Annotated in this window: 21 protein-coding genes and 4 tRNA genes; 11 read left to right on the top strand and 14 right to left on the bottom strand. The window is 37.5% G+C overall.

Annotated features, from left to right (window positions below; genetic code table 11):
- Window positions 1–33: 33 nt before the first annotated feature.
- On the bottom strand, window positions 34–639 hold the full coding sequence (locus tag ACQY77_RS21650) for a TetR/AcrR family transcriptional regulator (RefSeq protein WP_421940237.1): 606 nt from the start codon (window positions 637–639) through the stop codon (window positions 34–36).
- A 177-nt stretch (window positions 640–816) separates the two neighbouring features.
- Between ACQY77_RS21650 and ACQY77_RS21645 the strand changes: the two genes are divergently transcribed.
- Window positions 817–1266, top strand: a complete 450-nt coding sequence (locus ACQY77_RS21645; protein WP_421940238.1) for a GNAT family N-acetyltransferase — start codon at window positions 817–819, stop codon at window positions 1264–1266.
- A gap of 228 nt (window positions 1267–1494) precedes the next feature.
- On the opposite strand, the gene trpA is transcribed toward ACQY77_RS21645, so the two are convergent.
- The 7 genes from trpA to recR all read right to left on the bottom strand — a co-directional run bounded on the left by trpA (window position 1495) and on the right by recR (window position 7846).
- Entirely contained in the window at window positions 1495–2262 is a 768-nt protein-coding gene (gene trpA / locus ACQY77_RS21640) for a tryptophan synthase subunit alpha (RefSeq protein WP_421940239.1), read from the bottom strand.
- A 57-nt stretch (window positions 2263–2319) separates the two neighbouring features.
- Window positions 2320–3501, bottom strand: coding sequence for a tryptophan synthase subunit beta (gene trpB / locus ACQY77_RS21635; RefSeq protein WP_421940240.1), 1182 nt, complete (start codon window positions 3499–3501; stop codon window positions 2320–2322).
- A gap of 49 nt (window positions 3502–3550) precedes the next feature.
- Window positions 3551–4186 carry a phosphoribosylanthranilate isomerase gene (locus ACQY77_RS21630; protein WP_421940241.1) on the bottom strand — a complete coding sequence of 212 codons (636 nt, stop codon included), beginning with the start codon at window positions 4184–4186 and terminating at the stop codon, window positions 3551–3553.
- Window positions 4180–5169, bottom strand: a complete 990-nt coding sequence (trpD, locus tag ACQY77_RS21625; RefSeq protein WP_421940242.1) for an anthranilate phosphoribosyltransferase — start codon at window positions 5167–5169, stop codon at window positions 4180–4182. The genes ACQY77_RS21630 and trpD overlap by 7 nt, the downstream gene beginning before the upstream one ends.
- 367 nt (window positions 5170–5536) lie before the next feature.
- A complete protein-coding gene (locus tag ACQY77_RS21620) occupies window positions 5537–6358 on the bottom strand; it encodes an SDR family oxidoreductase (RefSeq protein ID WP_421940243.1) in 822 nt (273 codons plus the stop codon).
- Window positions 6359–6470: 112 nt separating this feature from the next.
- Complete coding sequence (locus ACQY77_RS21615; protein WP_421940244.1) at window positions 6471–7229, bottom strand: hypothetical protein; 759 nt, start codon at window positions 7227–7229, stop codon at window positions 6471–6473.
- A complete protein-coding gene (gene recR, locus ACQY77_RS21610) occupies window positions 7229–7846 on the bottom strand; it encodes a recombination mediator RecR (protein ID WP_421940245.1) in 618 nt (205 codons plus the stop codon). Before recR ends, ACQY77_RS21615 begins: the two co-directional genes overlap by 1 nt.
- Before the next feature lie 199 nt (window positions 7847–8045).
- Between recR and ACQY77_RS21605 the strand changes: the two genes are divergently transcribed.
- The 3 genes from ACQY77_RS21605 (at window position 8046) to ACQY77_RS21595 (ending at window position 10986) form a co-directional block, all read left to right on the top strand.
- Window positions 8046–9554, top strand: coding sequence for a sodium:solute symporter (locus tag ACQY77_RS21605; RefSeq protein WP_421940246.1), 1509 nt, complete (start codon window positions 8046–8048; stop codon window positions 9552–9554).
- Between the two features lie 17 nt (window positions 9555–9571).
- Complete coding sequence (locus ACQY77_RS21600; RefSeq protein ID WP_421940247.1) at window positions 9572–10279, top strand: TIGR00730 family Rossman fold protein; 708 nt, start codon at window positions 9572–9574, stop codon at window positions 10277–10279.
- A gap of 212 nt (window positions 10280–10491) precedes the next feature.
- Window positions 10492–10986: a hypothetical protein gene (locus ACQY77_RS21595; protein ID WP_421940248.1), complete on the top strand. Its 495-nt coding sequence runs from the start codon at window positions 10492–10494 to the stop codon at window positions 10984–10986.
- Window positions 10987–11126: 140 nt separating this feature from the next.
- On the opposite strand, the gene arsC is transcribed toward ACQY77_RS21595, so the two are convergent.
- From arsC to ACQY77_RS21580, 3 genes are all read right to left on the bottom strand, one after another.
- Entirely contained in the window at window positions 11127–11471 is a 345-nt protein-coding gene (arsC, locus tag ACQY77_RS21590) for an arsenate reductase (glutaredoxin) (protein ID WP_421940249.1), read from the bottom strand.
- Between the two features lie 11 nt (window positions 11472–11482).
- Window positions 11483–12073, bottom strand: coding sequence for a DUF502 domain-containing protein (locus tag ACQY77_RS21585; protein WP_421940250.1), 591 nt, complete (start codon window positions 12071–12073; stop codon window positions 11483–11485).
- Between the two features lie 427 nt (window positions 12074–12500).
- Window positions 12501–14960, bottom strand: coding sequence for a bifunctional UDP-N-acetylmuramoyl-tripeptide:D-alanyl-D-alanine ligase/alanine racemase (locus tag ACQY77_RS21580; protein ID WP_421940251.1), 2460 nt, complete (start codon window positions 14958–14960; stop codon window positions 12501–12503).
- 61 nt (window positions 14961–15021) lie between these two features.
- On the opposite strand from ACQY77_RS21580, the gene ACQY77_RS21575 reads away from it, so the two are divergent.
- From ACQY77_RS21575 to ACQY77_RS21565, 3 genes are all read left to right on the top strand, one after another.
- The gene (locus tag ACQY77_RS21575) at window positions 15022–15507 is read left to right on the top strand and encodes a regulatory protein RecX (protein ID WP_421940252.1); all 486 of its coding nucleotides are present in this window, start codon (window positions 15022–15024) and stop codon (window positions 15505–15507) included.
- 93 nt (window positions 15508–15600) lie between these two features.
- Window positions 15601–15673: transfer RNA gene (locus ACQY77_RS21570), tRNA-Gly, on the top strand.
- A 50-nt stretch (window positions 15674–15723) separates the two neighbouring features.
- Window positions 15724–15808, top strand: a tRNA-Leu gene (locus ACQY77_RS21565).
- 47 nt (window positions 15809–15855) lie between these two features.
- On the opposite strand, the gene ACQY77_RS21560 is transcribed toward ACQY77_RS21565, so the two are convergent.
- Window positions 15856–16365: a hypothetical protein gene (locus tag ACQY77_RS21560; RefSeq protein ID WP_421940253.1), complete on the bottom strand. Its 510-nt coding sequence runs from the start codon at window positions 16363–16365 to the stop codon at window positions 15856–15858.
- A gap of 254 nt (window positions 16366–16619) precedes the next feature.
- On the opposite strand from ACQY77_RS21560, the gene ACQY77_RS21555 reads away from it, so the two are divergent.
- The 4 genes from ACQY77_RS21555 to ACQY77_RS21540 all read left to right on the top strand — a co-directional run bounded on the left by ACQY77_RS21555 (window position 16620) and on the right by ACQY77_RS21540 (window position 18433).
- Window positions 16620–16695, top strand: a tRNA-Gly gene (locus tag ACQY77_RS21555).
- A gap of 47 nt (window positions 16696–16742) precedes the next feature.
- Window positions 16743–16827: transfer RNA gene (locus ACQY77_RS21550), tRNA-Leu, on the top strand.
- Window positions 16828–16982: 155 nt separating this feature from the next.
- On the top strand, window positions 16983–17408 hold the full coding sequence (locus ACQY77_RS21545) for an SRPBCC family protein (protein ID WP_421940254.1): 426 nt from the start codon (window positions 16983–16985) through the stop codon (window positions 17406–17408).
- Between the two features lie 173 nt (window positions 17409–17581).
- A complete protein-coding gene (locus ACQY77_RS21540; RefSeq protein WP_421940255.1) occupies window positions 17582–18433 on the top strand; it encodes a dienelactone hydrolase family protein in 852 nt (283 codons plus the stop codon).
- On the opposite strand, the gene ACQY77_RS21535 is transcribed toward ACQY77_RS21540, so the two are convergent.
- Together ACQY77_RS21535 and ACQY77_RS21530 are read right to left on the bottom strand one after the other, a co-directional pair.
- Window positions 18425–19441, bottom strand: coding sequence for a WD40/YVTN/BNR-like repeat-containing protein (locus ACQY77_RS21535; RefSeq protein ID WP_421940256.1), 1017 nt, complete (start codon window positions 19439–19441; stop codon window positions 18425–18427). The genes ACQY77_RS21540 and ACQY77_RS21535 overlap by 9 nt on opposite strands.
- Window positions 19442–19445: 4 nt before the next feature.
- Window positions 19446–19877 carry a DUF2147 domain-containing protein gene (locus ACQY77_RS21530; RefSeq protein ID WP_421940257.1) on the bottom strand — a complete coding sequence of 144 codons (432 nt, stop codon included), beginning with the start codon at window positions 19875–19877 and terminating at the stop codon, window positions 19446–19448.
- Window positions 19878–20132 lie beyond the last annotated feature (255 nt).

Here is a 20132-nt window from a genome sequence, read left to right as displayed (position 1 = left end):
TTTAACAGTGTTAAATTATTGTTTTTAAAAAAATTAACTGTTAATGGATAAAGTGATGCCTTTAATTGCATCCTTTAAAATCTGTTGGTTAATGTCATCAGTAGTTCTTCCATTCGGGCGAACCAGGTTAATCGAAATCAAACCATGAATAATCGACCAGTAAGTGTAGTACTTCATGCAGATGTCGTCTTCAGAAACGGGCTTCTTCACAAATAATGACTCAATTACTTCACCAAGCATATTACCTACATTTTCTGCTTCGGCTAAAGAATTCTTCACCGTACAGCAAACCATATCTACTCCATACATGAGCTGATAAAATTCTTTATTGGCAAAGGCAAAATTCCAGTAAGCAATCCACATGGCTTCCATCTTTTCTGCTGGTAACTGATGGCTGTCTCTGGCTTCACGAATATCTTTAGCTAAAATTAAGTATCCCCTTCTTGTGAGTTCCAGTAAAATTCCTTCTTTATTAGGAAAATACTCATAAATGATCGGTGCAGTATATTCTATCTCATCGGCAATTTTACGCATACTTAGCGCCTGCCAACCTTCCTTTTGCACAATATCCAAAGCAGCATCCAGAATTTTAGTTCTGGTTTCATCTTTTAATCGAAGAATTCTTTCCTTGCTTCCCATGACAGATATACAGTTAAATAATCTAACACTGTTAAGCAAAGGTAGAACCAATTCAGAAATTGAGGATCATTAATTTGTCATAAACATTTTATAGCTTAGGTGAATATTATTAAAAATGCTCTTCATGAAGGTCAAAGCCCTTTTTATGTGAGAAATAATTTTTAAAAAAATTGTCTAATGATTTTCAGAGAAGCCTTAATAACTGACATACCCGAAATTCAGATTGTCAGACATACTGTCAAAGAAAATACACTATCTGATCCCAAATTGGTTACGGATGCCGATTGTGAGGATTTTATAACCAATCGTGGTAAGGGCTGGGTTTGTGTCATCGACAGACAAATTGTCGGATTCTCCATTGTCGATTTAAAAGATCATAATGTGTGGGCTTTATTTTTAAGACCAGAACATGAAGGAAAAGGCATTGGTAAAACACTTCATCACTTAATGATGGACTGGTATTTTGATCAGACACAAGATCTGATTTGGTTGGGTACTGCTCCCAATACCAGAGCAGAAGCATTTTATAGTTTGCAAGGCTGGAAGAAAGTAGGCGTTGTAAATGAGGCTGAAGTTAAATTCGAAATGAGTTACGATGATTGGAAACAGTTTAATGTAACTAATTAAGCTACCCCAGGCCTGCAGAAACTTAATGATACCGTCGTAGCAAGATGCTACTATGAATGCAGTTAGAATCCATTGTATAGCGTTCCTGTTATTCTGAACGCTTGAAGAATCACGAAGTGATCAGCGAAGCTAATCTGTTTTGACAGCGTGCCGATCATTAATTTGGCAGTGCTACATGTATTAGCATATCATCGCTGGGGTTCTTCAAGCATTCAGATGACAAAAAACTTATGCACGAAACTTCTTCATAAACCCTTCCACGCTTTCTTCAAGGTTACCATCTGCGATAGCTTTCACGAAAGCCGTTCCGATAATTGCTCCATTAGCATACTCACATGCCTTATCAAATGTTTGCTTGTCGCTGATTCCGAAACCGATCATCGTTGGGTTTTTAAGATTTAATCCTTTAATTCTTGCGAAATAGTCTTCTGTTGTATTTCCAACCTCCAGATTTTTTCCTGTGGTAGCTGATGAAGACAATAAATAAATAAATCCATTGGTTAATGAATCAATTTTATGGATACGTTCTTCAGCAGTTTGTGGCGTAATTAAGAAAATATTGCTCAACTGGTGTTCTTCGAAACAATCCTTATAAAACTCTTCATATTCTACCATCGGTAAATCCGGAACGATACATCCGTCTACGCCTACTTCAGCACATGCTTTACAAAAATTTTCTACTCCAAATTGCAACACTGGGTTTACATATCCCATCAATAAAACAGGAATGGTAACGTTTTTACGCAAATCTTTTAATTGCTCAAACAGCACTTTAAGTGTCATGCCCTGATCTAAAGACTGTTTGCTACTCGCCTGAATTACCGGACCATCGGCAACAGGATCAGAATAAGGAAAGCCGATTTCCAAAATATCTGCCCCTGATCGTTCAAGTGCTTCGGCAATTTGGACAGTATCTCCGATATTGGGATATCCGGCGGTATAATAAATGGATAATATATTTTTCTTCTTTTCGAAGAGTTCTTTTATTCTATTCATTGTTCGAGATTTGAGATCGATGGGATTTGAGACCTGATTATAGTGCTCAATCCTCACCTACAGGTTAAAATATTTAATATAAGTTTCTAAATCTTTATCTCCCCTACCAGAAAGACAAACCACTACATTTTCTCCGCCTTTAAATTGCATTTTTTCTAGATAAGCCAGGGCATGTGCACTTTCAATTGCAGGAATAATACCTTCCAATTGGGTACAAAGTAAACCTGCTTCCAAACTCTCATCATCAGTAATGGATACATATTGGCCACGACCGGTTTTAAATAAATGGGCATGTTGGGGACCAATTCCAGGATAATCCAGACCTGCAGAAACAGAATGGGGTTCTACCACTTGTCCATCTTCCGTTTGCATTAAAATGCTTCTACTGCCATGTAAAACGCCTTCCTGACCTAAATAAGTGGTGGCTGCTGATAAACCGCTGCTTACACCTTTACCTGCTGCTTCCACTGCAATTAATTTCACATCTTCATCATCCATAAAATGATAAAACATCCCCATGGCATTGCTTCCACCGCCTACGCAAGCCAGAACATAATCTGGTTTATCAATTCCGGTTTGCTCTAAAAGCTGCTTTTTAGTCTCCTCAGAAATGATGGATTGAAAAATAGCTACCATATCTGGATAAGGATGCGGGCCTACCACTGAACCAATAATATAATGCGTATCAACAGGGTTGTTAATCCAATCGCGCATGGCTTCATTGGTTGCATCTTTTAGTGTTTTGCTACCGGATGTTGCTGCTACTACTTTTGCGCCCAGCATTTTCATACGGGCCACATTAGGTGCCTGGCGCTCAATATCTACTTCGCCCATGTAAACCACACATTCTAAACCACGGAGCGCGCAAACAGTAGCAGTAGCTACGCCATGCTGTCCGGCACCTGTTTCAGCAATAATCCTTTTCTTTCCTAAACGTTCTGCCAATAAAATCTGTCCGATGGTATTGTTGATTTTATGGGCACCTGTATGGTTTAAATCTTCTCTTTTAAGGAAAATATTAGCACCATATTTTTGCGAGTACCGTTTGGCTAGATATAAAGGCGAAGGCCTTCCTACATAGTCTTTTAATAATTGATGAAACTCCTTTTGGAAATCAGCATCATCAATAATCTTCAAATAATTCTGACGCAGTTCTTCTACATTCGGATACAGCATTTCGGGAATGTAAGCTCCTCCAAAATCACCGTAATATCCTTTTTCATTTACCTTATATTTCATGATATTTCTTTCTAATTCTCGCCATTCAAAAAGAAAAGCGAATGTATATTTATTTACTTCCTTCTATTATCGCTTTAAAAGCACTTACTTTTTCAGCATCTTTCAGGCCGGGTTCAAATTCAAATTTGCTATTAATATCTAATGCATAAAGGCGTAGATCCTGAATTTCTTTAATGGTCTCTGCATGCGCTAAATCTATCCCGCCACTTAAAAAATAAGGTTTTGAGCCTTGGTACGCTGCTAATATCCGCCAATCAAAGGTCTTTCCAGATCCGCCGTGTGCTTTGGTCTTAGTATCAAATAAGAAGTAATCTACGTGTTCGTTATATGCTTCCAGCGTTGAAAAACCGAATTCTTCGTCTACGCCAAAAGCTTTGATCAGCTCTAAATGGGGTAATTGACTTTTTAAATGGGCGCAAAATTCCGGAGATTCACTACCATGTAGCTGAACAGCTTTTAACTTGTTTGTATTTACCTGTTTAGCTACAACTTCAATGGCCGCATTTACAAAAACACCAACCGTTTTAATCTCTTCCGGAATATATTTAATGAGTTCTGCAGATACTTCATTAATAAAACGTGGCGATTGCTCATAAAATATAAATCCAAGGTAATCTGGTCGCAATGCTGCTACAGCTGCAATATTAGCAGCATATTTCATTCCACAAACTTTTAACTTTAGCATGCTAACAATTGTTTGAAGCTATTTAACGCTTTTTTACTCATCAACGATTCTTCTGCTTCGTAATAACAATCTGCAAATGAAGATTCAGGTTTTATGGTTTTAATAGCCAGTGCCGAATTGCATAATACGACGTTATTCTGTACATCAGTGGCCTCACCATTTAAAACATTCATAAATATTTTGGCCGATGATTCAACAGTGTCTCCACCTTTGATATCTTGCGTAGAAACACGCTCAAATCCCATGTCGTTCAGCGTTAAAATGTGTTCTCCTTTATTGGTGAAAGTCTTCACATCGCAGGTAAGTGAAACCTCATCATAGCCTTCTAATGCATGTACAATAGTATAATTTTTATCCGTTTCCTGATATAAATAAGCGTATAAACGAGCGAGTTCTAAACTGAAAACGCCTACCATTTGATATTTGGGATGCCCCGGATTAACCATTGGCCCCAACATGTTAAAAAATGTTTTTACACCGAGTTCTTTACGGATTGGTGCTACAATTTTCATGGCAGGGTTAAACAAAGGTGCATGTAGAAAGCAAATACCCGCACTGTCTAAATTTCGTTTTAAAATATCCTGATCGCTGGTAAAAGTATAGCCCAGGTACTCCATAACATTCGATGAGCCGCAGCCAGATGAAACGCCATAGTTACCATGCTTAGCCACCTGATGGCCTGCACCTGCAACAACGAAAGATGAAAGTGTGGAAATATTAAATGTATCCTTTCCATCCCCTCCTGTTCCACACAAATCAATTAATTCATAATCAGCTAAATCAGTTTTTACACAGATATCCAGCATCGCATCACGAAAGCCCTGTAATTCATCAACTGTAATATTCCGCATGGCATATGCCGTGATAAAAGCGGCAATTTGCGAAGAATTGAATTCACCCTGGGTAATGGAAATCAAAATATTTTTAGCTTCTGCCCGGCTAAAAGTTTTATTCTCGAATAAATGATTTAAAATTTTTTTCATCTCTGTATCAGCTAAGTCCTGCAAATCTATAGGGTTTAAGGACTAAAAATTTTGCATAAAAAAAAGGATTGCTTTTGGGCAATCCTTTGGTGTTAAATAAATATTTTAAAATATACACAATAGAAGTTGCCTAACGAATTTCGTTATGCCACCACCAATTGTTATTTAAGTTTTTAATTATCATGTTATACAGCAAATATTGAGATAGTTTTTTAAATTTCCAAAATCTTTGTGAAAAAAAGTATCTGGTATCAAGCATTGATTATTTTTCGCCTTTCATTTTTCGTCATTGGCACAGATCCAACCCAAACTTTCCACTTTATACTGTATACTTTCAACTTTATACTTTCAACTTTGCACTTTCCACTCATTTATCGCTTATCAGCGGATTTTTCTCCTTAGCAAACAGTTCAAATACTTTTTTATCGGTAAACTTAGGGAACAGTTTATTCATCCAAACTGCAAGTTTTCCTTGTCCTGTCATGATAAGTGTTCTTTTACGCTGTTCAATACCATCTGCAATGTTGCTCGCTACTTCTTCTGCGCTCATCATTTTACCTTCTTCCATACTGGTCTCACCATGTGCCGCACCATCTTTTGAAAGCGCTGCTACCCGAATATTTGAGGTTGTAAATCCCGGACATGCCACCATCACATGCACACCGGTTTTCAACAGCTCAGTGCGTAAAGACTCCATAAAACCATTCATGGCAAATTTAGAAGCTGAATATCCCGTTCTTCCCGGCAAACCGCGGTAACCAGCGATAGACGATACTCCTACTATGCTTCCTTTAGCTTTTAAAATTTCGGGCAAAGCATATTTGGTACAATAAACAGTTCCCCAAAAATTAACATCCATTAAGTTTTTGAGTACTGCCAGGTCTAAATCATTAAACAACGCACGCATAGATAAACCTGCATTGTTAACAAGAATATCAATCTTTTGGAATGAAATCATTGCTTGTTTGATAATCAACTCACAATCTGCCTCCTGGCTTACATCTGCTTGAACTGCAACTGCCCTGATCTGATATTTTTTCTCTAAATCGGCCGTTATTTCACAAAGCGTAACATACTGACGGGCAGCCAGCACCAGGTTTGCTCCACGTTTAGCGAATTCTTCCGCACAAGCTTTACCTATTCCGCTGGAGGCTCCTGTTATGATGATTACTTTATTCTTTAAATTCATTTTTTAGTATCGAGTGTTTAGGATCAAGTATTTAGTATCAAGTATCAAGACAGGGTGTTACACTGCCGGCTTTTATTCTTTAGTAGAATGTTGCACATTCTACTACATTAATTCAATTTTTAAAATAGCGGGTTGCTTCTGCAACTTTATCTGTATTGATGATATCGGCACCTAAACCCTTAAGTAAATCCCAGCAAGCCTGATTATCAGGCGCTCCCCAGAACCGCATGGGTTTATTTAATCGGTGTGCAGACTTAACAACTTTACGAAGTTTCTTTTTGTCGGACTTTGGAATTTCGCCAATTCCCTTCCATTTGGAATAAGTAGCAAAATTATCACTGATCATGGTTACACGTTCCAAATTTTCTGCATTATATTTTGCATGAGGCAATCCATCAAAAAATAGCCATTTAGGATATTGATGAAAGGTCGTACTATCAGGTCTGGCTCCACTGATCACAATTTGAAAAGCATCTGGGTTTTTATCCTTGTTGAATATCTCTCCATATTTTTCAATATCTCTTTTCAATCTGGGATAAACCAAGCTCCAGCTTTCCTTAACATCAATCATCAGTGTTAAACCGTAATTGGTTTTTACCGCTCTAGCCTTATCATTGTTAAACCGGCTTGCCAAAGGTTCCAGATAAAGGCGATCGAGTGTACGGCTAAGGTTTTTATCTTTTTTGCTATGGGCAACGATTAATGAATCTCCAATTAGGAAAATATCGGCCTCTACCTGGGAGGCCTGATAAGCATAGGCTTCGGTGAGTGGACTCGAATGTGTATAATCGTTATGAGAATGAATTTTAACCTGCGCATTTAAACGTATTGTTGAAGCGCAAAAAAGGAGAATTAAGAATATCCTGTACATTATTTCATCATTGCGGTTTCATAAGGTACCCGGGTAATAATCGATCTGCCCAAAGTAATCTCATCTGTATATTCCAGCTCACCGCCAAAGGCAATACCCCTTGCAATGGTGGTAATGGGAACGTTAAACTCTTTTAGTCTTTTATAGAGATAAAATAAAGTGGTATCACCTTCCATATTCGGACTTAATGCCAGAATCACTTCTTTAATCCCACCTGCAGCAACCCGATCTACTAATCCATCAATAAATAAATCGGCAGGGCCAACACCATCCATTGGAGAAATTAAGCCCCCTAAAACATGATAAACGCCAAAATATTGCGCAGTATTCTCAATAGCCATCACATCTCTCGTATCTTCCACCACGCAAATGGTTTCTTTATCACGCTTGTTTGAACTACAAATTTCACAAATCACGTGATCCGATATGTTTCTGCAGATACTACAGTTTTTTATTTCAGCTTTAAGCCTGATCAGCGTATTTCCAAACAGATTAACCTCTTCCTTCTCTTTGCTTAAAAGATGTAACACCAATCTTAGTGCTGTCTTTTGCCCTACCCCAGGTAATTTAGCGAATTCGTTTACCGCATCTTCCAGCAGTTTGGATGAAAAATTCATACTACAAAAATAATTAAAATAGTTGATTTGTTTAAGACCATCAGACTGCTTAAACAGCCGTTGAGTTAGGCACGGCTCCATATTCAGTTCTCAATTCAAGAGCCTCAAATCTCAGCACTCAAATCCCTGCCTCAAATCTTCTATCTCATATTGACATTAGAAGCTAATTTCTTACATTTAACAGCTTAACAAAAAAACTATGTCGCCAACCATCCTATTGTGTTTTTTGATCGGATACTTTTTAGTCCTGATTATTATTTCATTTGTAACTTCTCAAAAATCGTCAGACAATTCTACCTTTTTCATTGCTAACCGAAACTCCAAATGGTACCTGGTGGCCTTCGGTATGATTGGAACAGCCCTTTCTGGCGTAACTTTTATTTCTGTTCCCGGTGAAGTGGGTGCTCCTGCCGGAAATCAGTTTCAATACTTCCAGTTTGTTTTGGGGAATGCAGTCGGTTTTATCATCATTGCTACAGTTTTATTACCGCTGTATTACCGAATGAAACTAACTTCTATATATGGCTATATTGAGCAGCGACTGGGGCATTACAGCTATAAAACAGCTGCTTCCATTTTCTTACTAAGCCGCACATTAGGCTCTGCAACAAGACTTTACCTGGTTGTTATTGTTTTACAACGGTTTATATTCGATACCTACGGAGTTCCTTTTTGGTTAACGGTATTAATTTCTCTGGCGCTAATCTGGTCATACACTTTTAAAGGTGGATTAAAAACGATCATCATTACCGATACCTTACAAACATTCTTTTTGGTACTTTCTGTTTTTCTCACGATATATTTTATTTGTAATAGCCTGGATTTCAATATACCACAAGCCTTTGAGAACATCAAGAGCAGCAGTTATTCTAAAATATTCTTCTGGGATGATTTCATGACCAATAAGTTCAATTTTAGCAAACAGTTTATTGGTGGGATATTCGTTACCATTGCCATGACTGGATTAGACCAGGATTTAATGCAGAAAAACCTGAGCATGAGCACGATTAAAGAGGCTCAAAAGAACATGTTTAGTTTTACCGGTGTATTCGTAATCCTAAATGTTTTTTTCTTAAGTGTGGGTGCACTTCTGTACATTTTTGCCGCTAAAAACGGTATCGATATCCCTTTAGATCACCTTACCGGCAAGCCCAGAACAGATTTATTATTTCCCGAAATTGCGCTTAATAATTTGGGCGCCGTACCGGCAATTATCTTTATGCTGGGCTTAACAGCCGCAACATTTGCTACAACCGACTCGGCCTTAACGGCACTAACCACCTCTTTTTGTGTGGATTTTTTAGGTATGGATAAAGCAGAAAACCTGAACGCAGAAAAAGCAGTAAAGAAACGCCATGCCGTACACGTAGCCTTTTCAATTCTGATGTTTTTGGTCATTATTGTAATCAATGCGTTCAATAGTTCATCTGTAGTAAGCTTAATTTTCCAGATTGCTTCTTACACCTACGGACCACTTTTGGGATTGTATAGTTTTGGTTTATTTGTAAAAAAACGTGGCCTGCATGATAAATTAGTTCCATTAGTTTGCATTTTATCGCCTTTTTTATGTTACTTGCTTGCAACGTATTCTACTCAATTGTTAGGAGGATATGTTTTTAGTGTAGAATTGATTTTAATTAATGGTTTAATCACTTTTATAGGTTTGTTGTTCATTAGTAAAAAGACCGATAAGCAAACCAGATTTTAATTTTAGAATAAAAGTATATGACGAGTGAAGAAAAAATTAGAAGTGCTTTTGAAAATAAAGACTGGCAGGAAATTAAAGTAACAGACTCCTGGCAGATATTTAAAATAATGGCTGAGTTTGTAGACGGCTTTGAAAAACTGGCTAAAATTGGCCCTTGTGTTACCATTTACGGATCTGCCCGTACAGCCCAAACCAACAGGTATTATCAACTGGCAGAACAATGCGGAAAACTTTTAACCGACCGGGGTTACGGAGTAATCACGGGTGGAGGCCCCGGAATTATGGAAGCCGGTAATAAAGGTGCGCATACCAATGGAGGTAAATCGGTTGGTTTAAATATAGAATTGCCCTTCGAACAATTCCATAACAAGTACATCGACCACAATAAACTTTTAGAGTTCGATTATTTCTTTGTAAGAAAGGTGATGTTCATGAAGTATAGCCAGGGCTTTATTGTTCTCCCTGGAGGTTTTGGCACAATGGATGAACTTTTTGAGGCGCTTACACTCATTCAAACAGGTAAAATAGCGCGTTTTCCCATTGTTTTAATCGGCACTGATTATTGGGGTGGTTTAATCGATTGGATCAAAAATACCATGCTCCAAAAAGAGCATAATATTCATGAAGAAGATTTAAACCTCTTCCGATTGGTAGATACTGCAGAAGAAGCTGCCGAACACATTTTCCGTTTCTATGATAAATATGTTTTGAAACCGAACTTCTAATTCGATTTAGCTTTCTAAAACACAAAATAATTAAAGTGCTTGCATTTGTAAGCACTTTTTTATTGCATGATGGTCTTGTAACAACTCAGTAAAACTACTATCTAAAGGTAAAATGAAGGATTAAACCATTTGAAAAAACAATTGGTTTAATTCTATGTTTTTAAATTCTCTTGATAAGAAGAGTGTATTATTAAAATAAATCCTTTGGTGAGATGGAACAGTTATTAAATTGGAGAAAAGGTGTATTTGATAGCAATTATCAGGTATTCAACAAGGGCTTACTGCGGTTCTCATTGAACTTCAGTACCTGGAAAAATGCGGCTATTGCAACAACGCAAAGTGGAATTTATCTTTTAAGAAGTGAAGGTTTTAGTCACCCTGAAACCAGGTTAATTAACAATAAAAATGAAACACTGGCCGTCATCCGTTATGATTGGTTAGCTTTCAAGGCCAAAATTAATTTAACCACCGGTGAGGAGTTAGAATGGACCTTTCAAAATACCTGGTTAAGCAGATGGTCAATTAATAACCACACCGACAAGCAACTTTTATTTAATGCCTCAACCGGGAATGGCCTTGTCCATACCAACGTAGACGACGACCTTTTGATTATCCTGGGCTTATTTATCAGAGAGTACTATGCAAGAATTATTGTGTTGCTAATGCTAATCGTCTTTCTTCCTTTATTTTTCAGGGGCATTTTTTGATCATAGCTGAATTTATATTACTGTAATATATTTTCACGGAAGATGGAAGGGTCAGCATGCTGCATCCACACTCAATACTCAATACTCAATACTCAATACTTGATACTTGATACTAGCACTAACTACTTGATACTAAAAAACTAATCCAATATTTCAAAGATACGCTCTGTTGGACGCGCAATTACACCCCTGTTTCCAGAAATAACTATAGGACGCTCAATGAGACTGGGATTATCGACCATCGCTTTTATCCATTCGTCATCACTAAACGACTTTCCTTTATATTGTTCCTGGTATATTGTTTCTGTTTTTCTGACCAATTCTTCGGGCTTGATGCCTAACTTTTGAATAATCTCTGCTAATGCTTCAAATGTTGGAGGTGTTTCCAGATAATAAATAATTTCGAAATCAAGGCCGCTTTCCTGTAAAATGCTGAGTGCCGAACGGCTCTTGCTACAACGGTTATTGTGATAGAATTTAATCATGATATCAAAAATTATAATCCGCTTACACCACCACTTACCACCAGTTTCATGGCATCTGCAGCACTCATATCTAAATCTACAACCTTATCCCGTTTCACAATACAAAGCTGTCCTGCAAAAGAATAGGAAAGAGGAAAATATACTGCAACATCCTCATGAAGATTCAGTTTTGTCAGGTCGTTTTGAGTTAAAAACCCAATTTTCTTCATACCACCCTCTACTTCAACCAAAACCGGGTGATTAAACTTCTTTTCATCGCCTACAAAGGCCTCGGTAAGATCCTTAATAGATGAATAAATAAAGTTCAGTAAGGGCAAACGGTGTAAAATACGCTGGAACCAGTTATACATGGGCTCAGTTACAAAATTTGTAACAAAAATCCCTGCGGTTAAAATAATGGTAATTACTGTTAATAAACCTAAGCCGGGTATATTCCTGCTTTCTCCCGTTCGTGGATCTACACCCAGAATATTATTAACATTTAACCAGCTATCTACGGTAGTTACCGCCCATACCACAATAAAAATACTGACTGCAATAGGTACAACAATCAATAAACCTTTAATGAGATAATTTAAAATGGCTTTCCCGATTCTGTTCATGCCGCAAAATTAATGTATTTGTTGCATTGTTTTTTGTTTATCTGCTTAATTGTTCAACTGTTTAATTGCTTAACTGTGTAACTGTTTAGTCGTTGAGTTGTTTAGCTGCTGAGTTGAACATATCGCCTAACCAATCACTATTGCCCAATGAACTTAATTGTTTAACTGTGGAATTGTTTAATCGTTGAGTTGTTTAGCTGTCGAGTTGAACATATCGACTAACCAATGACTATTGCCCAATGAACTTAATTGTTTAATTGCTTAACTGTGGAATTGTTTAATCGTTGAGTTGTTTAGCTATCGAGTTGATCGTATCGACTAACCAATGACTATTACCCAATGAACTTAATCGTTTAATTGCTTAACTGTGGAATTGTTTAATTGTTGAGTTGAACATATCGCCTAACCAATGCCCAATGAACTAATTCTATTCATAAAAATATACCCTTTTAACTCTTTGAGAAATATTGGTTAATATTTCATACGGGATGGTGTTGATATCTTTTGCCAACTGTATGATGGTATGGTCATGGTTGAAAACGATGGCTTCATCACCTGACTTAACATCTATGCCAGTCACATCGAGCATCGTCATATCCATACAAATAGAACCGATAGTGGGCACCAAATGTCCATTGATAATCATTTTGCCTACACCATTACCAAATGCGCGACTATAACCATCCGCATAGCCAATTTTTACCGTTGCAATTTTCCCTCCCTTAGGCATTATGCCCCTCCGGCTGTAACCAACAGTTTCTCCAGCTTCCAGTACCTTAACCTGAGTAACCGTAGTTTTAAGAATCATTACCGTTTGAAGGCCCCTGTTTTGAAACAATGCTGAATCAAAACCATAAAGTCCTATACCTAATCGTACCATGTCCATTTGTGCATTTGGCCACCTGCTAATGCCAGAAGTATTGGCTATGTGCAAAAGTGGTTTATAACCTAAAGTATTCACCAATTGATCTGAAATTTGTTTGAACTGATCAATTTGGTATTGCGTAAAACCATCATGTTCGGCTGCATCACTGGCTACCAAATGCGAGAATATACTTTGTACTTTTATTTTGTCATTATTCTTTAACGCTTCTTTTAAGCTACTGATTTCAACACGGTCAAAACCTAATCGATGCATGCCACTATCTATTTTCAAGTGTACCGGATAATTGAAATCGTAATCTGATAAAAACCTGATAAAACTGTTCATAATTTCCAGACTATAAATTTCGGGTTCCAGGCGATGCTTAATAATCGCTTCGAAGGCAGATTCTTCCGGGCTCATCACCATAATCGGCAAAGTAATACCAGCTTTCCGCAAAGCAATTCCCTCATCAGCATAAGCAACGGCCAAATAATCTACCTTATGAAACTGCAGCAAGTTAGCAATCTCGAAACTCCCGCTCCCATACGAAAAAGCCTTCACCATAGCCATAATCTTCACTCCTGGCTGTATTTTAGAACGATAAAACTGCAAATTGCCAACCATAGCGTTCAAATCTATTTCTAAAACAGTATCGTGAATCTTCTGAGTTAGAAGTTTACTAATCCGGCCAAATTCAAATCTTCTGGAACCCTTTACCAATATCGTTTCGTGGCTAAAAGAGATACTTGGAAAAGCTTCAATAAAAGCATTGGTATCATCAAAAAACTGACTATCAATATTAAAGAAACTTTTATAGGCCGCTATGTGCTTTCCTATGCCGATCATTCTGTTTACCTTCTTTTGGATCAGTAATTCTGCAATTTCCTTATAAAGGTCCTGATCCGTCTTCCCGGTCTCGAATAATTCTGAGAGAATAACCGTTTTTTGATCATGCTGATTCTGTTGGTTTAAAAAATCCAGTGCAATGGCCAGCGAGGAGATATCTGCACTGTAAGAATCATCAATTATCGAACATTGATTAATTCCATTTTTCAATTCTAACCGCATACTCACCGGACTAATTTTTTCCAACCTCAAATCAGCTTGTTCCGGTGTGTATCCCATTGCCAATAGTGTTGCCCAGCAAATCATTCCATTTTCTATCGAGGCACGATCTTTAAAAGGGAGTATACATTCTATTTCGGTATGCTGATAAAGCGCACGGAGATAACAATTCCCTTCAATTGGCTCTACCGCAATAATTTGCAAATCAGCAGCTTGCTTACTACTCCAGCTAAAATGTCTTTTTCCTGGAAGTTGCTTTGCATTAATTTCTGTTATGTATTCTGGAGAATAAATGAGGAGATCGGCATGCTTAAAAAGCTTTAGCTTTTCCAATAATTTTTCCTTTTTAGAGCTAAATCCTTCTGCATGGGCCTCTCCTATATTGGTCAAAATCCCGATTTCGGGATGAATAATTTCTTCCAGGGCTTCCATCTCGTTAACGGCGGAAATTCCCGCTTCAAAAATCCCTAAATTGTTTTCAGGTGTTATCTGCCAAACCGATAAAGCCGCACCAATTTGAGAATTATAACTTTTAGGACTACGAACGATATTAAAGTCGACTGCCAGGAGCTGGTATAACCATTCTTTAACAATTGTTTTTCCGTTACTTCCTGTAATACCTATAGTTCTTAAATCAAATTGTGAGCGGTGGTAGGCGGCTAATGTCTGCAGCGCTTGTAATACATCAGCAACTATAATGAAGTTACAACCGGGATATTGATCAACATACTTTCTATCGCTGATTACAAAATTTCTGATTTCTTTTTGGTAAGCATCCTTGAGAAACTCATGTCCATCGCGATGTGATTTCAGTGCAAAAAACAAAGAGTTTTCAGGAACCAGGATAGAACGGCTATCAATAACCAGGTATTGAATAATTGCTTCGCTATCTACAAAAACGGCATCGGCATTTAAAACTTGAACAACTTTAGAAACAGTATATATTGAGGTCGACATCCTTTATAATTTCAAAAAATTACAATATGGTTTTATTTTTTACGAATTTCAGCAATTAATTATGAAAAGTAGTAACCAAGCCCCGATTTTAGACAAAAAACAAGCACTGGTAAAGGCCGAACATTTTTGTGCTTATCAGGAACGTTCGCAAAAAGAAGTAAGGTCCAAACTTCTAGACTGGGGAATGCGTGGTGATGAGTTGGAAGAAATTATCAGTGATTTAATTTTAAATAACTTTTTGAACGAAGAACGCTTTGCCATGAACTATGTATCCGGAAAATTCAACATCAAAAAATGGGGTCGCATAAAAATTAAACAGGGCCTAAAATTAAAGGGTGTTCCGGAAAAACTCCTTCAAAAAGCATTGTACAGTATAGATGATGATGCTTACGAGAAAACACTAGCAGATTTAGCGGTAAAAAAAAGTAATCTACTCCATGAAAAAGACATATTCAAGCGGAAAATGAAGTTGATGTACTATCTACAGTCGCGGGGTTTTGAAAATGATTTAATTTTAGTTGTACTGAAAGCCAGCAATTTAAATTAAATATTAAATTTTTAATAAAAAATCCCTTGACAGAAATAGAAATCTCTCTATATTTGCATCACCAAAACGAAACACAGTATCGGTTTTGTAAATGCGAAAGTAGCTCAGTTGGTAGAGCACGACCTTGCCAAGGTCGGGGTCGCGAGTTCGAATCTCGTCTTTCGCTCTAAAAGCCTTCTTTACCGGAGGCTTTTAAATTTAAAAGGTTAATCACCTGCTCGGGTGGTGGAACTGGTAGACACGCAGGACTTAAAATCCTGTGACCCTAAAAGTCGTGCGGGTTCGATTCCCGCCCCGAGTACAAAAGCTTCGAAATCTTCGAAGCTTTTTTTGTTTTCAATAGCCTCATCAATACTCTTCAAGAAGGCCTTTATCAGTATATTGCTCTAAAATATCCTTGAATGATGTTAAATTTTTAAATTCTGCAGTCTCTGATGGATGATCCAAACTATAATTCATATCCCCTTCTTCCTTCAAGCATTTTAATTCAATATATTTTTGATCAAAATTATTCACCAGTTTGAAGTATTCAATATCCTTCCAAAATCTAAATTCATCTCCAAATACCTCAATACCATCAGGATTAATTTTTATTAAGGGCTTTTCCTTTTGTATATCTATTATTCTTTTTATCCTGCTCCATAAGCGCCATCCGGCAAAAGCGACCAGGAGAAAAAGAAAAAATAAAAATCCACTGTCTTCAGGAGACCGATATCCATCGCTCTCGATATACAAGCCAACGAACCATATGAGCACACAGGATAAAAACAAAAAATTCAAGAAAACATAAAAATAATGCTGTCCAGATACAGGTTTATCTGCATATATAACCAGGGTATTGCTCTTCTTTTTATTCAATGTTTATGTAATTAGAAGCCATTTAAGCATTAAAAATTCAGTTAATTTATAGTAAAGCGGGAAATCAGCAATTTATTACGACATTATTTTAGCAAAACACATTTTCACTAAAATACTTATAACTAATCAAATGCAGCAATTAAAGTCAAAAGACAGTACAAACCGACAAGATTATTTTTAATTATTTTTTGATTTAAATTATAAATATCTATATTTGCAACCCCAACGAAAACATAGCATATGTTTTCGTTTAGGCGAAAGTAGCTCAGTTGGTAGAGCACGACCTTGCCAAGGTCGGGGTCGCGAGTTCGAATCTCGTCTTTCGCTCCAAAAGCCTTCTTTACCGAAGGCTTTTAAATTTAAAAGGTTAATCACCTGCTCGGGTGGTGGAACTGGTAGACACGCAGGACTTAAAATCCTGTGACCCTAAAAGTCGTGCGGGTTCGATTCCCGCCCCGAGTACAAAAGCTTCGAAATCTTCGAAGCTTTTTTTGTTTACAGGTATTTTACAATTAATGTTGTAAATATCATCCTTCCGGCACCCTACATTTGTCGCATTCACCTACTCATAGATTTAATAACACCTGCTATCTTTACGATATAAAATTTAAACATTTATGGAAACAGCAAAAACAATTAGCATCACGGTATCTGCAACAGTAAATGCTCCGGTAAGTAAAGTATGGGAATTCTGGTCAGAACCTGCACACATCACCCAATGGACCAACGCATCTGATGACTGGCATGCACCTTATGCAGATAACGATTTACGCAAAGATGGAAAATTTAAAACTACAATGGCTGCTAAAGACGGAAGCATGAGTTTTGATTTTGAAGGTGTATATAGCAATGTTATAGTGAATGAGTTAATTGAATATGGCATGGCTGATGGCAGAAAAGTTGCTGTAAGTTTCAAGGGTGATGGTGATACAACTGAAATTATCGAATCCTTTGATGCAGAAAATACAAACCCTGTAGAAATGCAAAAAGGAGGCTGGCAAGCGATTTTGAACAACTTCAAGAAGTATGTCGAAGAGCAATAGCTATTGAATCCATAGATGCAGTCTTTAGTCATCATAAAACTCATTGGAGTTGGAATCTGTTTTTTCAATGTTTAACAGCGAAAAACCAGCAATCATTCAATGTAACTTTTAAGTAGCAGCTACTAAATTCGCGCAAGCTTGTTTATATTGTATTACAATTCAAAACCTAGCTCATGGATCAGAAAATCATCAACCTTTACGACCAGTATACACATAGTCAGTTAAACAGAAAAGACTTTATGAAAAAACTGGCCATTCTGGCGGGAAGTACAGCTTTAGCTTTGACAATCTTACCCATGCTGGAAAACAACTATGTTGCTGCTGCCGATTTTAATAGTGATGATATTGAAACAGAAAACATTACTTATCCTGGGGTTGAAGGAGAAATGAAAGCTGTTTTAGCCAGACCTAAGGGCAAAAAGAAGTTGGGCTGTGTGGTAGTGATTCATGAAAACCGGGGCTTAAACCCACATATTATTGATGTAACCAAAAGAGTCGCAGCTGAAGGTTTTATTGCCCTGGGGGTAGATGCTTTATCTCCTTTAGGTGGTACACCTGCAGATGAGGACAAAGGACGCGAACTCATTGGCAAACTTGACCCCGAGAAAAACCTGCAAAATTACCTTAAAGCATTAGAATATCTGCGCAACAGAAAAGATTCAAATGGCAAGGTTGGCTGTGTAGGTTTTTGCTGGGGTGGTGCCATGGCAAACAAACTTGCCGTTAATGATCCTAAATTACAAGCAGCTGTGGCTTACTATGGATCCCAGGCTAATGTTACCGATGTGCCCAGGATTAAAGCAAGCCTGATGCTTCATTATGGAGGTTTAGATGAACGCATCAATGCAGGGATTCCCAATTACGAAAAGGCTTTAAAAGAAAATAATATCGATTATCAACTTTTCATTTACGATGGGGTAAACCATGCCTTTAACAACAACACTTCTCCTACCCGTTATAACGAAGCGGCAGCTAAACTGGCCTGGAGCCGAACAATAGGCTTATTTAAATCTAAATTAGTTTAATGATAATTGATAAATCCTTCCCTTTTCGCCTGCTAAAATAAATGATTTTCCCTTTTTAACCGGCTGGATGGCATTAAAGCTCTGGTCTGATATCTTCTTCCAGGTATTTCCGCCATCATAGGAAATATCAGTACCAGAAGTTCCGGTAGCAACCAGCGTTTTAGCATTTAAATAAGCTACACCTGAACGATAACCAGAAATCGGCATTTTGGGTTTTTGCCAGGTTTTACCCCCGTCGGCGGTTAGCAGTATATTATTATCGTTTTCTTTGTCTTTAAGGTAATTCCCACCTACAACTACACCATGTTTGGCATCGTAAAAATCGATTGAAAATGGACCTGTAGAGTTCTCCCCCTGCAAGATCGGGCACTTAAAAACCTTCCAGGTTTGACCATAGTCTGCACTGAAATAAACATTAGATACTTTTCCCCCGGTAGCAACCCATACTTTACCACCCGCTTGTGTTTTAATGGTGGTTCCACTCGCTGCAAAGGCGGCCTCTCCCTCTGCCATTGCCAATACCAAATTGCCCGAAATATCCTTCCAGGTTTCTCCGGCATTCAGGGTTTTAAGCAATTGCATTTTACCTTTAATCGGATCACCGAAAACGATACCTTTATCTCGTCCCCAGAATCCCATTCCATCTAAAAATATAGCTGAATCTAAGTTCTTGTAATGCTCAGTCCAGCTTTTACCTCCATCTATAGTTTTTAAAATAAAAGCTGGCGACCCTGCATTAACAATAATGGCTTGTTGATCGTCAAAAGCTTCAATATCTCTAAAATCCAGCTTTTCAAAACCCACAGGTTTCATCCAGTCGAAGCTAAGTCCACCATCAGTAGATTTCCCAACAGAACCATTACTTCCACTTGCCCAGATTATTTTATCGCTAACCACACTTAACCCACGTAAACTGGTCTTGTTGTTTTCGGTAAGCGCTTTAAATGTAGTGGTCTGTGCTACACAAAAAAAAGGTGCCCAAAACAGGCACCAAAGTATTTTTTTCATTTGATTATTTTACCCTTCTAAATGTTTCTGAACGTCCTAAAAGTGATATTCCGATGTATCCCCTTACATTTAAAACATCATTTCCCTTTAAAGTCATATTACAACTGTAAGTCTTTCCACTCTTCGGATCATATATTGTACCGGCAGTCCATTTTTTATCGTCATAAACGAAGTCTTTTAAGATTTCCAGATTTAACAGCGGTCTTCTCTGTAACTTTTCATCAGGATTCTTCGCATCTAACTTAGGTTTTCCATTCAGGTTGGGCTCTTTCATCCAGGCCAGTTTGCCATAATACTTATCCCCTTTCTTATAAATTTCAATCTGTCCTTCGCCTGATGGATTTAGCCATTTACCTAAAATCGCATCTTTACTTTGTGCCAGCGCGGAAAAAGAGGTGACAATAAACAGCAACATGAATAATGGTAGCTTTCTCATTTTTTATTTACAGTTAGTTATTAAAGATAATGAATTGGATTTATCTCAAAACAATTTCCCGGGACAAATGATTAAGTTTTTTTTAAAAAAGATATCCATCATTGAAAAGTAACAATTCTGCGTTATTTGATTTGCATAATTATTGATTTGAACCGAATACTTTGCTTATAGCACCTTGTAATAAATTTGCCGTGTAATTTTCACACTATGTCCCGAACAGCAATACGTTATTTAGCATTTGGATTACTTTTTTTC

This window comes from Pedobacter sp., from assembly GCF_965279535.1.
Lineage (GTDB): Bacteria > Bacteroidota > Bacteroidia > Sphingobacteriales > Sphingobacteriaceae > Pedobacter.
This window is presented reverse-complemented; position numbering and strand designations above follow the sequence as displayed.

What these genes read in the sequence shown, in the direction of transcription:
- ACQY77_RS21595 (WP_421940248.1), top strand. Translation starts at nt 10,492, where the DNA reads ATGGAACAGTTATTAAATTGGAGAAAAGGTGTATTTGATAGCAATTAT.
- ACQY77_RS21585 (WP_421940250.1), bottom strand. Translation starts at nt 12,073, where the DNA reads ATGAACAGAATCGGGAAAGCCATTTTAAATTATCTCATTAAAGGTTTA.
- ACQY77_RS21530 (WP_421940257.1), bottom strand. Translation starts at nt 19,877, where the DNA reads ATGAGAAAGCTACCATTATTCATGTTGCTGTTTATTGTCACCTCTTTT.
- ACQY77_RS21575 (WP_421940252.1), top strand. Translation starts at nt 15,022, where the DNA reads ATGAAAAGTAGTAACCAAGCCCCGATTTTAGACAAAAAACAAGCACTG.
- ACQY77_RS21620 (WP_421940243.1), bottom strand. Translation starts at nt 6,358, where the DNA reads ATGAATTTAAAGAATAAAGTAATCATCATAACAGGAGCCTCCAGCGGA.
- arsC (WP_421940249.1), bottom strand. Translation starts at nt 11,471, where the DNA reads ATGATTAAATTCTATCACAATAACCGTTGTAGCAAGAGCCGTTCGGCA.
- ACQY77_RS21600 (WP_421940247.1), top strand. Translation starts at nt 9,572, where the DNA reads ATGACGAGTGAAGAAAAAATTAGAAGTGCTTTTGAAAATAAAGACTGG.
- ACQY77_RS21535 (WP_421940256.1), bottom strand. Translation starts at nt 19,441, where the DNA reads ATGAAAAAAATACTTTGGTGCCTGTTTTGGGCACCTTTTTTTTGTGTA.
- ACQY77_RS21580 (WP_421940251.1), bottom strand. Translation starts at nt 14,960, where the DNA reads ATGTCGACCTCAATATATACTGTTTCTAAAGTTGTTCAAGTTTTAAAT.
- ACQY77_RS21605 (WP_421940246.1), top strand. Translation starts at nt 8,046, where the DNA reads ATGTCGCCAACCATCCTATTGTGTTTTTTGATCGGATACTTTTTAGTC.
- trpA (WP_421940239.1), bottom strand. Translation starts at nt 2,262, where the DNA reads ATGAATAGAATAAAAGAACTCTTCGAAAAGAAGAAAAATATATTATCC.
- ACQY77_RS21630 (WP_421940241.1), bottom strand. Translation starts at nt 4,186, where the DNA reads ATGCTAAAGTTAAAAGTTTGTGGAATGAAATATGCTGCTAATATTGCA.
- recR (WP_421940245.1), bottom strand. Translation starts at nt 7,846, where the DNA reads ATGAATTTTTCATCCAAACTGCTGGAAGATGCGGTAAACGAATTCGCT.
- trpB (WP_421940240.1), bottom strand. Translation starts at nt 3,501, where the DNA reads ATGAAATATAAGGTAAATGAAAAAGGATATTACGGTGATTTTGGAGGA.
- ACQY77_RS21650 (WP_421940237.1), bottom strand. Translation starts at nt 639, where the DNA reads ATGGGAAGCAAGGAAAGAATTCTTCGATTAAAAGATGAAACCAGAACT.
- ACQY77_RS21645 (WP_421940238.1), top strand. Translation starts at nt 817, where the DNA reads ATGATTTTCAGAGAAGCCTTAATAACTGACATACCCGAAATTCAGATT.
- trpD (WP_421940242.1), bottom strand. Translation starts at nt 5,169, where the DNA reads ATGAAAAAAATTTTAAATCATTTATTCGAGAATAAAACTTTTAGCCGG.
- ACQY77_RS21615 (WP_421940244.1), bottom strand. Translation starts at nt 7,229, where the DNA reads ATGTACAGGATATTCTTAATTCTCCTTTTTTGCGCTTCAACAATACGT.
- ACQY77_RS21540 (WP_421940255.1), top strand. Translation starts at nt 17,582, where the DNA reads ATGGATCAGAAAATCATCAACCTTTACGACCAGTATACACATAGTCAG.
- ACQY77_RS21545 (WP_421940254.1), top strand. Translation starts at nt 16,983, where the DNA reads ATGGAAACAGCAAAAACAATTAGCATCACGGTATCTGCAACAGTAAAT.